The 12,123-nt window shown below is 51.6% G+C and carries 8 protein-coding genes and 1 rRNA gene (1 of these 9 running past the window's edge); all 9 read left to right on the top strand.

Going from position 1 to position 12,123, the window contains the following annotated elements; translation table 11 throughout:
• Positions 1–2,836: ribosomal RNA gene (locus tag T458_RS50560) — 23S ribosomal RNA — on the top strand (it extends 104 nt beyond the left edge of the window).
• 166 nt (positions 2,837–3,002) lie between these two features.
• The gene (locus T458_RS50555) at positions 3,003–3,671 is read left to right on the top strand and encodes an HAD hydrolase-like protein (protein ID WP_031306173.1); all 669 of its coding nucleotides are present in this window, start codon (positions 3,003–3,005) and stop codon (positions 3,669–3,671) included.
• 241 nt (positions 3,672–3,912) lie between these two features.
• Positions 3,913–4,377 (top strand): CtsR family transcriptional regulator, encoded by a 465-nt coding sequence (locus T458_RS50550; RefSeq protein ID WP_023558789.1) that lies wholly within the window; start codon positions 3,913–3,915, stop codon positions 4,375–4,377.
• A gap of 23 nt (positions 4,378–4,400) precedes the next feature.
• Positions 4,401–4,919: a protein-arginine kinase activator protein McsA gene (locus T458_RS50545; protein WP_023558787.1), complete on the top strand. Its 519-nt coding sequence runs from the start codon at positions 4,401–4,403 to the stop codon at positions 4,917–4,919.
• A 20-nt stretch (positions 4,920–4,939) separates the two neighbouring features.
• Positions 4,940–6,025: a protein-arginine kinase McsB gene (locus tag T458_RS50540; RefSeq protein ID WP_023558785.1), complete on the top strand. Its 1,086-nt coding sequence runs from the start codon at positions 4,940–4,942 to the stop codon at positions 6,023–6,025.
• A gap of 33 nt (positions 6,026–6,058) precedes the next feature.
• The gene (locus T458_RS50535; protein WP_023558783.1) at positions 6,059–8,512 is read left to right on the top strand and encodes an ATP-dependent Clp protease ATP-binding subunit; all 2,454 of its coding nucleotides are present in this window, start codon (positions 6,059–6,061) and stop codon (positions 8,510–8,512) included.
• A 189-nt stretch (positions 8,513–8,701) separates the two neighbouring features.
• A complete protein-coding gene (radA, locus tag T458_RS50530; RefSeq protein WP_023558781.1) occupies positions 8,702–10,072 on the top strand; it encodes a DNA repair protein RadA in 1,371 nt (456 codons plus the stop codon).
• A 6-nt stretch (positions 10,073–10,078) separates the two neighbouring features.
• Positions 10,079–11,155: a DNA integrity scanning diadenylate cyclase DisA gene (disA, locus tag T458_RS50525; RefSeq protein WP_023558779.1), complete on the top strand. Its 1,077-nt coding sequence runs from the start codon at positions 10,079–10,081 to the stop codon at positions 11,153–11,155.
• A gap of 147 nt (positions 11,156–11,302) precedes the next feature.
• Positions 11,303–12,031: a CDP-diacylglycerol--serine O-phosphatidyltransferase gene (gene pssA / locus T458_RS50520; protein ID WP_023558777.1), complete on the top strand. Its 729-nt coding sequence runs from the start codon at positions 11,303–11,305 to the stop codon at positions 12,029–12,031.
• Positions 12,032–12,123 lie beyond the last annotated feature (92 nt).

The raw sequence follows: 12,123 nt of genomic DNA, 5'->3' as shown, positions 1-12,123 counted from the left end.
CGGGGATCTCCGAATGGGGGAACCCACCATCCGTAATGGGATGGTATCCGTATCTGAATCCATAGGGTACGAGAAGGCAGACCCGGTGAACTGAAACATCTAAGTAGCCGGAGGAAGAGAAAACAATAGTGATTCCGTCAGTAGCGGCGAGCGAACGCGGAAGAGCCTAAACCGTCAGGTTTACCTGGCGGGGTTGTGGGGCGTCTCACACGGAGTTACAAAAGACGCGCGTAGGTGAACAGTTTGGGAAAGCTGACCACAGAGCGTGACAGTCGCGTAGCCTAAACGCGCGTCTCTCCGAGACCAACCCCGAGTAGTGCGGGACACGTGAAATCCCGTATGAATCTGGCAGGACCATCTGCTAAGGCTAAATACTACCTAGCGACCGATAGTGAACCAGTACCGTGAGGGAAAGGTGAAAAGCACCCCGGGAGGGGAGTGAAATAGTACCTGAAACCGTGTGCTTACAAATAGTCGGAGCTCGTTAAAAGAGTGACGGCGTGCCTTTTGTAGAATGAACCGGCGAGTTACGGTAGCGTGCGAGGTTAAGTCGAAGAGACGGAGCCGCAGCGAAAGCGAGTCTGAATAGGGCGCAAGTACGTTGCCGTAGACCCGAAACCGTGTGATCTAGCCATGTCCAGGGTGAAGGTAGGGTAACACCTACTGGAGGCCCGAACCCACGCACGTTGAAAAGTGCGGGGATGAGGTGTGGCTAGCGGTGAAATTCCAATCGAACTCGGAGATAGCTGGTTCTCCCCGAAATAGCTTTAGGGCTAGCCTCGGAATAAGAGTCTTGGAGGTAGAGCACTGATTGGGCTAGGGGCCCTCATCGGGTTACCGAACTCAGTCAAACTCCGAATGCCAATGACTTATGTCCGGGAGTCAGACGGTGAGTGCTAAGATCCATCGTCAAGAGGGAAACAGCCCAGACCATCAGCTAAGGTCCCCAAGTGTATGTTAAGTGGGAAACGATGTGGAGTTGCCCAGACAACCAGGATGTTGGCTTAGAAGCAGCCACCATTTAAAGAGTGCGTAATAGCTCACTGGTCGAGTGACTCTGCGCGGAAAATGTAACGGGGCTAAACATACCACCGAAGCTATGGCTAGTGAGAATCCTTACGGATTCCACTTGGGTAGGGGAGCGTTCCAAGCAGCAGTGAAGCCGTACTGGAAAGAGCGGTGGAGCGCTTGGAAGTGAGAATGCCGGTGTAAGTAGCGAAAAGACAAGTGAGAATCTTGTCCACCGAAAGCCTAAGGTTTCCTGGGGAAGGCTCGTCCTCCCAGGGTTAGTCGGGACCTAAGCTGAGGCCGAAAGGCGTAGGCGATGGACAACAGGTTGATATTCCTGTACCACCTTTGTTCCGCTTGAGCAATGGCGTGACGCAGGAGGATAGGGTGAGCGGCCTACTGGATGGCCGTCCAAGCAGCAAGCCTGGTGTGTAGGCAAATCCGCACACCATAAGGGCAAGCTGTGATGGCGAGGGAAATTTTAGTACCGAAGTCCCTGATTTCACACTGCCAAGAAAAGCGTCTAGCGAGGAGCAAGGTGCCCGTACCGCAAACCGACACAGGTAGGCGAGGAGAGAATCCTAAGGTGCGCGGGATAACTCTTGCTAAGGAACTCGGCAAAATGGCCCCGTAACTTCGGGAGAAGGGGCGCCCCGGTAGGGTTTATAGCCCGAGGGGGCCGCAGTGAAAAGGCCCAAGCGACTGTTTAGCAAAAACACAGGTCTCTGCGAAGCCGCAAGGCGAAGTATAGGGGCTGACGCCTGCCCGGTGCTGGAAGGTTAAGGGGATGGGTTAGCGCAAGCGAAGCTTTGAACCGAAGCCCCAGTAAACGGCGGCCGTAACTATAACGGTCCTAAGGTAGCGAAATTCCTTGTCGGGTAAGTTCCGACCCGCACGAAAGGCGTAACGACTTGGGCGCTGTCTCGGCAAGAGACCCGGTGAAATCATAATACCTGTGAAGATGCAGGTTACCCGCGACAAGACGGAAAGACCCCATGGAGCTTTACTGTAGCCTGGTATTGGAACTTTGTGCATCATGTACAGGATAGGTGGGAAGCTGAGAAGCAGGGGCGCCAGCCTCTGTGGAGCTGTCGGTGGGATACCACCCTTGATGTACGGAGTTTCTAACTCGTCGCCCTGATCGGGCGAGAGGACCATGCCAGGTGGGCAGTTTGACTGGGGCGGTCGCCTCCTAAAAGGTAACGGAGGCGCCCAAAGGTTCCCTCAGAATGGTCGGAAATCATTCGTAGAGTGTAAAGGCAGAAGGGAGCTTGACTGCGAGACCTACAAGTCGAGCAGGGACGAAAGTCGGGCTTAGTGATCCGGTGGTTCCGCATGGAAGGGCCATCGCTCAACGGATAAAAGCTACCCTGGGGATAACAGGCTTATCTCCCCCAAGAGTCCACATCGACGGGGAGGTTTGGCACCTCGATGTCGGCTCATCGCATCCTGGGGCTGAAGTAGGTCCCAAGGGTTGGGCTGTTCGCCCATTAAAGCGGTACGCGAGCTGGGTTCAGAACGTCGTGAGACAGTTCGGTCCCTATCTGTCGCGGGCGCAGGAAGTTTGAGGAGAGCTGTCCTTAGTACGAGAGGACCGGGATGGACGCACCGCTGGTGCACCAGTTGTCACGCCAGTGGCACAGCTGGGTAGCTATGTGCGGAAGGGATAAGCGCTGAAAGCATCTAAGCGTGAAGCCCCCTCCAAGATGAGACTTCCCACAGCGCAAGCTGGTAAGACCCCTCATAGACGATGAGGTTGATAGGTTCGGTGTGGAAGCGTGGCAACACGTGGAGCTGACGAATACTAATCGGTCGAGGACTTATCCACACACATCCAAGCATTCATGCAGATTCAGTTTTGAAGGAATAAAGCAGAACCTTCCTATCCATAAGGATAAGGAGGTTTTTTTGTATTACTTGCTACTCGTACACAAATCCACTAACATGGGGACGTATTGCCGATTGGATGATCCTGAACAGAGGAGAGAAGAATGTTGAGCATACCGTATGCGATTTTATTCGACATGGATGGAACGCTGCTGCAGACAGAAAAACTGTCCACACCAGCGTTTCAGCGGACCTTTGAGCAGCTTCGCGAACAAGGGATGTGGCAGGGGCCTACACCGGATGAAAAGGCACTTATCAACGTTTTGGGGATGACTATAGAACAAGTGTGGATAAAGCTGCTGCCAGGTGCGGAAGAAGCGACCAAGAAAGCAGCCGATGCCTACTTGCTTGAAAATGAAATCAAGCTAATCAAAGAAAGGATTACAGATCTATATCCTGGGGTGAGAGAAACTCTTCAGCGGCTTCACGAAGAGGGGTATGCTCTGTTCATTGCAAGCAATGGACAAGAAGAGTATATTGATGCGATCTGCGAGGAATACGAGTTAAAGCCGCTTTTGACAGACCTGTATTCCGCAGGACGCTTTCAGACCAGTACCAAGAAGGATCTGGTCGCCAGGCTGCTTCGCGACTACGAGATAAAACAAGCGGTCATGGTCGGTGACCGCCATTCCGACATCGAAGCAGGCCTTGTCAACGATCTTTTTACTATTGGCTGTGACTTTGGCTTTGCCAAACCGGGAGAGCTGGACGGCGCGAATGTAGTGATCCGCCATTTTTCAGAGGTTATTTCCTGCTTGCCTCCTCATGAGGAGTAAACTTCTAGCATCACAAATTACCAGTTTTTCTAAAGAGCAGTCGAGTGGTTTTTTCCCTACTCAGCTGCTCTTTTCCTTTTATCGGAAAGGTGTTTTTCATTGATTCAAAAGGCTGTAATCTGCCCACAATAGATGTTGTGCAGCGTATTTTCACCTCTTGCATGAGCGAAGAAAACCCATTATAATTAAAGTCAAAGATAGTCAAAGTCAATCATTCACACATGAGAAAGGAGGCGATGACTTGCGTAATATCTCGGACATCATTGAACAGCACCTAAAAAGCATTATCACTGAAAGCCCAAATGGTTCGATCGAGATCCAGCGTAGTGAGCTAGCCGACCTTTTTCAGTGTGTGCCATCCCAGATCAACTACGTGATTAACACGCGCTTTACGGTGCAAAAGGGGTATATCGTCGAGAGCAAGCGTGGCGGTGGCGGATACATCCGGATTCGCAAGGTGCAGATCGTGAGCAAGGCCCGTCTGCAGGAGTTGCTCACGGAAGAGCTGATTGGCGAGAGCATCACGCAGAGTGTAGGCAATGCCATCATTGAGCGTCTGCTCGAAGACGGATTGATTAGTCAACGGGAAGCAGCTTTGATGAAAATTGCCACCTCGCGCAATGTATTGATGATCGAGCCAAATCTGCGCGATAAATTGCGGGCGGCCATGTTGAAACAAATGATTGAAGTTATCTTGTTAAAGTAAAGAATGTGTTAGGAGGGATCGTGATGAACTGTGAAGAATGTGGAAAAAGGCCGGCTACTCTGCACTTGACCAAAATCGTCAATGGCGAGAAAACCGAATACCATATCTGTGAACAATGTGCCCAGGAAAAAGGAGACGTTTTTACCGGCTTTCACAACTTCAGCATCAATAATCTCCTGTCAGGCTTGCTGAAATTTGACCCCATGCAAAAAAATGGGCGGGAATCCAGCACAAGCAAACCGCTAAGATGCGAGACATGTGGTCTGACTTACGCACAATTCAGCAAGAGCGGTCGATTTGGCTGCAGCGATTGTTACACGTTCTTGGGTGATAAGCTGGACCCGCTGTTCAGACGGATCCACGGCAACACCCAACACATAGGCAAGGTACCCGAGCGGACCGGGGGACAGTTGAAGATTCGCAAAGAGCTGGAGCAGCTAAAGAGTGCGTTGCAGCGCCATGTTGCCAGCGAAGAATTTGAAAAGGCGGCAGAGATGCGTGACCGAATTCGGATGCTGGAACAAAAAATGTCTCAATCGTAGCGAGGGGAGGAAGGCTGGACATGTCTCAACAGCAGTTTATGCAAAACCCGTGGAGCAATTGGATGAAGGGAGAAGGTCCCGATTCTGATATTGTCATCAGTACACGGTTGCGTATCGCGCGTAACTTGCGCCAGCACCCTTTTCCGTTGTTGGCTACAGATTCCCAGGCGGAGGAAGTGGTCAAAAAGGTAACGGAAGTAAGCGAATCTGAGGCTATGCGCAAGCGGCACCGATTGCAAATGATTCAGATGGACCAGGTAAATCCGCTGGAAAAAAAGGTACTGGTAGAAAAACATCTCATCAGTCCTCATCTGGCTGAGGAATCGCGCAAAGGAGCGGTTCTGCTAAGCAAGGATGAATCGGTAAGCATTATGATAAACGAAGAAGACCATATTCGTATCCAGGTCCTGCTGCCAGGATTCCGATTAAATGAAGCATGGGAAATGGGTACGAAAATAGATGACATATTTGAGAAGCACTTGAACTATGCTTTTGACGAAAAAAGAGGCTATCTTACAAGCTGTCCGACCAACGTAGGGACTGGAATTCGCGCTTCGGTCATGCTGCATCTGCCCGCACTGGTCATGACGCAGCAGATCAACCGCATCCTGCAAGCGATTAATCAGGTAGGTTTGGTCGTACGCGGGATTTACGGGGAAGGCAGTGAGGCGCTCGGCAATCTGTTCCAGCTCTCCAACCAGGTCACATTGGGCATGTCGGAGACGGATATCCTCTCTAATCTTTATGGAGTAGCCAGACAGATCATCGAGCAGGAGCGAGTAGCGCGCCAGTATTTGCTGGAGCACACACGCGTCTCGCTGGAGGACCGGATTTTCCGTTCGTACGGAATTTTGCTTCATGCTCGGACGATGGAATCCAAGGAAGCGGCTCAGCGCTTGTCTGATTTGCGACTGGGCATTGATCTTGGTGTGATTCCCAATGTTTCACCCTTGGTTTTAAACGAACTCTTGGTCACGACTCAGCCGGGCTTCCTGCAGCAGCACGCAGGGCAAAAGCTCACCCCTGAACAAAGGGATGAGAGAAGGGCAAGACTGATTCGTGAGCGCATCAACACGGGTAGTCCGTCCCATGATAATGGCATTTAAAACGAAACATGTAACTATGGAGGTGTAAACCATATGATGTTTGGACGTTTTACGGAACGAGCACAAAAAGTACTGGCACTGGCCCTGGAAGAGGCGGTGCGTCTTGGCCACAAAGATATTGGAACGGAACATGTCCTCTTGGGCTTGATTCGGGAAGGTGAAGGGATTGCAGCCAAAGCCCTGCAGTCTCTGGGACTTGGTCTTGATAAAATTCAAAGCGAAGTGGAGTCGCTGATCGGCAGAGGCACCGAGCAGTCTGGCAGCAACTACACGCCCAACTATACACCGAGAGCCAAAAAAGTGATCGAGCTGTCGATGGATGAAGCCCGCAAGCTGGGACACACATACGTGGGCACTGAGCACATCCTGTTGGGCCTGATCCGTGAAGGAGAAGGCATCGCGGCCCGTATTATGAACAACCTGGGAGTGAGCCTGAACAAGGCACGTCAGCAAGTCCTGCAGCTTCTGGGCAGTTCGGAAATGATGGCATCCCACCAGCCTTCAGGCGGCAACCCTCAGGCGAACACTCCTACATTGGACGGTTTGGCGCGTGACTTGACCGCAATCGCACGTGAAGGCGGTCTCGACCCCGTCATCGGTCGCCAAAAGGAAATCGAGCGTGTCATTCAGGTATTAAGCCGCCGGACCAAAAACAACCCGGTCCTCATCGGGGAGCCTGGTGTAGGGAAAACGGCCATTGCCGAAGGTTTGGCGCAAAAGATCGTCAACAATGAAATTCCCGAAACCCTTCGCGACAAGCGCGTCATGACCCTGGATATGGGGACTGTGGTCGCGGGCACCAAATATCGTGGTGAATTTGAGGATCGCCTGAAAAAAATCATGGATGAAATTCGCCAGGCAGGGAACATCATCCTGTTCATTGACGAGCTGCACACACTGATCGGTGCAGGCGGAGCAGAGGGCGCGATCGACGCCTCCAATATCCTGAAGCCAGCATTGGCTCGCGGTGAATTGCAGTGCGTAGGGGCTACTACCTTGGACGAATACCGCAAATACATCGAGAAGGATGCAGCGCTGGAACGCCGTTTCCAACCCATCCAAGTCGACGAGCCAGTGCCAGAGGACGCTATCAAGATCCTCCACGGCCTGCGGGATCGTTACGAGGCTCACCACCGTGTGAAAATCACAGACGAAGCTATCGAGCAAGCGGTGAAGCTTTCTGACCGCTACATTACCGACCGCTTCCTCCCTGACAAGGCGATTGACCTGATCGACGAGGCTGCATCCAAGGTGCGTCTCCAGTCTTTTACAGTACCGCCTAATCTGAAGGAGCTGGAAGGCCGCCTCGAGGAAGTGCGCAAGGAAAAGGATGCTGCCGTGCAGTCGCAGGAATTTGAAGAGGCTGCGGCTCTGCGCGATCAAGAACAGAAGCTTCGTGAGGAATTGGATAAGACGAAGAAGGACTGGAAGGAGCGCCAGGGTCAGCTCAACATGGAGGTCACTCCGGAAGACATCGCGACTGTCGTGGCCAGCTGGACTGGAATTCCCGTGCTCAAGCTGAAAGAAGAAGAGACCGAGCGTCTGTTGAAAATGGAAGAAATCCTGCACGATCGCGTCATCGGTCAAGACGAGGCGGTCAAGTCAATCTCCCGTGCGATCCGCCGGGCTCGTGCCGGACTGAAGGACCCCAAACGCCCAATCGGTTCGTTTATCTTCCTGGGTCCAACCGGGGTAGGGAAAACCGAATTGGCCCGTGCTGTAGCGGAAACTCTTTTTGGCGACGAGGATGCCATGATCCGCGTAGACATGTCCGAGTACATGGAGAAACACTCGACAGCTCGACTCGTCGGAGCGCCTCCAGGCTATGTCGGCTATGACGAAGGCGGCCAATTGACCGAAAAAGTGCGCCGCAAACCATACTCCGTCATCCTGCTGGACGAAATTGAGAAAGCGCACCCGGATGTATTCAATATTCTGCTGCAGGTTCTTGATGACGGACGACTGACGGACTCCAAAGGACGGACAGTCGATTTCCGCAACACAGTAGTCATCATGACCTCCAACGTCGGGGCGAATTTGATCAAGAAAAACACGACGCTGGGCTTTACCGCAGGCGACGAGTCCGAGAGAAAATATCAGGATATGAAGGACAAAGTGATGGATGAGCTGAAGAAGAGCTTCCGCCCCGAATTCCTGAACCGAATTGACGAGGTAATCGTCTTCCACTCCCTGGAGCAGGAGCATATCGAGCAGATCGTGTCGCTCATGACAGACGAACTGCGCAAGCGCCTCAGAGAGCAAAGCATCGATTTCGTCCTCACAGAGGAAGCGAAGAAAATTCTGGCCAAAGAGGGCTTCGACCCGGCATACGGAGCGCGTCCGCTGCGCCGAGCCATTCAACGCCATATCGAAGACAAATTGTCCGAGGAGCTTCTGAAAGGCTCCATCAGCAAGGGCGATACCGTCAACATCGATGCCGAAGACGGCAAACTGGTAGTCAAACGGCTGGAAAAAGCCAAATCGTAATCTGTCGAATAATCAGGAGAAAGAATACCTCTTTCTGTGAGAGGTATTCTTTTTTTGTGCTGCACAGTCATGTATGATAATGGTATTTCAAAACAAAACGGTCATGACCGTTTTGTTTGACCGCAAGCGGTCACATTCACTTTTATGAAAAACGTCGAGACGTTTTTCACAGAAAAAAGAGGTACGATGATGTCAAAGTATAAAACAAAATTTGCATGTCAAGAATGTGGGTATGAATCACCGAAATGGTTGGGAAAATGCCCCGGTTGCAACAGCTGGAATACGCTGGTCGAGGAAGTAACGGTCAAGGGCTCCTCCCATCGCCACGAAGGCTTGGGCGGCGGCCAACGTCAGGCCCCGCTGCCGTTGACGCAGGTCGCCAGCGAAGAAGAGCCGCGCATGGATACCACCATCGGGGAATTGAATCGCGTGCTCGGAGGAGGTTTGGTTCCGGGTTCGCTCATTCTTGTGGGCGGGGACCCAGGAATCGGAAAATCGACACTGCTGCTGCAAACATCGTTTGCTCTTGCTCATCAGGGCGGTAAAGTTCTTTATGTGTCTGGCGAGGAATCAGCCAAGCAGATCAAGCTGCGGGCTGATCGGCTGGACATGAAAACACCGCCCATGTTTGTATTGGCAGAAAATGATTTAGAATTGATCGAACAGCATATCAATCAGGTAGAGCCCGATGTCTTGATCATCGACTCGATCCAGACGGTATTTCATCCTGCCATTCAATCTGCTGCGGGAAGTGTTGCACAGGTGCGTGAGGCGACTGCACAGCTGATGCGCATCGCCAAGGGAAAAGGCATCGGCACCTTTATCGTCGGCCACGTCACCAAGGAAGGCTCCATCGCAGGACCTCGCATGCTGGAGCATATGGTGGATGCCGTCCTGTATTTTGAAGGAGAGCGGCATAACACTTTCCGTATTTTACGCGCTGTCAAAAATCGTTTTGGTTCGACAAATGAAATCGGCATCTTTGAAATGAAGGATCGTGGTCTGGAGGAGGTCGCCAATCCTTCCGAAATCTTTTTGGCGGAACGCCCCGTTGGAGTGGCAGGCTCCACTGTCGTCGCCAGCATGGAGGGAACACGACCGGTACTGGTGGAGCTGCAGGCTTTGGTCGCGCCGACGAGCTTTGTGACACCCCGCAGAACGGCGACCGGAGTGGATCACCAGCGTGTTGCCATGATAATGGCCGTCCTGGAAAAGCGCATGGGCATGATGCTGCAAAACCAGGATGCCTATGTGAACGTAGCAGGCGGGGTGCGGCTGGATGAGCCTGCTGTCGATCTGGCCATAGCCGTCAGCATCGCCAGCAGCTTTCGCGACCATGCTACCAACCCTCATGACGTGGTGATCGGTGAAGTTGGCTTGACGGGAGAGGTGCGCGGCGTCTCCCGGATCGAACAACGTGTGCGTGAGGCGCATAAATTGGGCTTCAAGCGCGTAATCATCCCGCAGAAGAACATTCGCGGGTTGGAAGCTCCAGACGATATCGTGGTAATCGGGGTCAACAATATCGCGGAAGCGTTGGATGAGGTCATGAGGGGGTAGACAGGCATGCACGAACCCAACAAGAAGAGCGTAGACTTTCGTGATGTGCTGCGCTTTGTTGCTCCGGGCACGATGCTTCGTGAAGGACTTGAACATGTCTTGCGGGCGAAAACAGGTGGATTGATCGTCATCGGGTACGGACCCAAAATGGAGGCAATGGTTGACGGAGGCTTTTCCATCAATTGTGAGTTCACTCCATCCCATTTGTACGAATTGGCGAAAATGGATGGGGGAATCATTATAAGTGAAGATGCCAAACGAATTCTTTTTGCCAATACTCAACTTTTCCCTCCTGCGGCGATTGGGACCAGTGAGACGGGAACCCGTCATCGTACAGCGCAACGCACAGCGATCCATACCAATCATCTGGTAATCGCCATCTCCCAGAGACGCAATGTCATCACACTGTACAAAGGGGCATTCCGCTATGTCCTCAACGACGTAAACGTTATTTTAGCGAAGGCGAATCAGGCAGTATCCACCCTGGAAAAATACAAGTCCGTGCTGGAACAGTCGTTGACGAATCTGGGCGCGTTGGAGTTCGAGGAACTGGTCACTTTGGAAGAAGTCGCTTTCGTTTTGCAACGAATCGAGATGGTATTACGTATTAAGGAAGAGGTAACCAAATACATCTGTGAATTGGGCACTGAGGGCAGGCTCATCAGCATGCAGTTGGAAGAGCTTGTATCCAATCTCGAGGAAGAGGCGCAGATGTTGATCCGGGACTATAGTCGCGATCGGGAATCTTCACCGGTCGAAATTTTGCTGGAGATGAAAAAGCTTAGCTCGGAGGAGATGCTGGAGCCGACTTCCTTTCTGCGAGTTCTCGGGTATACCGCCCACGCCAGCATGCTAGAAGAGTCCATATCACCCCGTGGGTATCGAATTTTGCAGAAGATACCACGAATGCCTTTTACGATCGTCTCGAATCTTGTCGAACATTTCCACAACCTGCCCCGCATCGTCATGGCAACCATCGAAGAGCTGGATGAAGTGGATGGAATCGGCGAGGTCAGAGCCCGGGCGGTCAAGGATGGATTGAGAAGGATTCAGGAACAAGTGTTCATTGACAGACATATTTGAAGTAGAATAGGATTAAGTCACGTTATTTTCTGTGACATTCGTCTCGATCCATTCGCAAAGTAAACTGTTTTGTATTAATCGATTTGCCTAGTAGACCAATCATGAAAATGATCTGTCTTCTGCGCGAAGGAAATCAGGAGGTAGTCTATGTTCGTGAAATCGTTGCCGAACATACTAACCGTCAGCAACTTGTTTTTAGGAGTACTGGCCATCATACTTGCTTTTCAAGGTGATCATTACGTCGATTATGCTGCGATTACCGTCATTATCGGCATGCTGGCAGACGGCCTGGATGGACGCGTCGCCCGAATGCTGAATGCGCAAAGTGAATTTGGGAAAGAACTGGATTCTCTGTCTGATGTGATTACATTTGGTGTTGCACCGGCCTTTATCATGTACGTCGTGGTCCTGCAGGATTTTAACTGGATCGGCATTGTCCTTACTGCGATCTTCCCGATTTGCGGTGCATTGCGACTAGCCCGGTTCAATGTGCAGGCTGGAGTGCCAGGCTACTTCATCGGCCTTCCGATTACGGCTGCCGGCGGTGTTCTCGCCACTCTTGCGCTGTACCATGAAGTGTTTAACTCTACCCTGTTGGCAGCAAGCATGCTGTTGCTTGCGTTTTTGATGGTATCCAAGGTCAAGTACCCCAATTTCAAAAAAGTGGGGATTCCGAAAGCCGCGTATTGGATCACCCCAATTATCATCGCAATCGTTGTCGTGGTAGCGATCAAATTCCCGCAGCAGTTTCCGAAGATCGTCTTCCTGCCGCTGGCGGTTTACGCTTTGTACGGAATAAAAAAAAACGTTGACTTTTTGATCAAAAAATTAAGCAAACGCAAGAAAAAGGAAGAGGAATCCGTTCCGTTTGAATAAGGTTTCCTCTGAAAAAAAGGAAAACCCGCTGATGAAAAAGCGGGTTTTTTTTTTGCAACCTTTTTACATGTTTATTCGTATTACCAGTGGGG

The organism is Brevibacillus panacihumi W25 (assembly GCF_000503775.1).
In the GTDB taxonomy this organism is placed as follows: domain Bacteria; phylum Bacillota; class Bacilli; order Brevibacillales; family Brevibacillaceae; genus Brevibacillus; species Brevibacillus panacihumi_A.
This window is presented reverse-complemented; position numbering and strand designations above follow the sequence as displayed.

Bases quoted from the DNA above. Each gene is read 5' to 3' on its own strand.
- radA (WP_023558781.1), top strand. From the start codon at position 8,702: ATGTCAAAGTATAAAACAAAATTTGCATGTCAAGAATGTGGGTATGAA.
- T458_RS50535 (WP_023558783.1), top strand. From the start codon at position 6,059: ATGATGTTTGGACGTTTTACGGAACGAGCACAAAAAGTACTGGCACTG.
- T458_RS50540 (WP_023558785.1), top strand. From the start codon at position 4,940: ATGTCTCAACAGCAGTTTATGCAAAACCCGTGGAGCAATTGGATGAAG.
- pssA (WP_023558777.1), top strand. From the start codon at position 11,303: ATGTTCGTGAAATCGTTGCCGAACATACTAACCGTCAGCAACTTGTTT.
- disA (WP_023558779.1), top strand. From the start codon at position 10,079: ATGCACGAACCCAACAAGAAGAGCGTAGACTTTCGTGATGTGCTGCGC.
- T458_RS50545 (WP_023558787.1), top strand. From the start codon at position 4,401: ATGAACTGTGAAGAATGTGGAAAAAGGCCGGCTACTCTGCACTTGACC.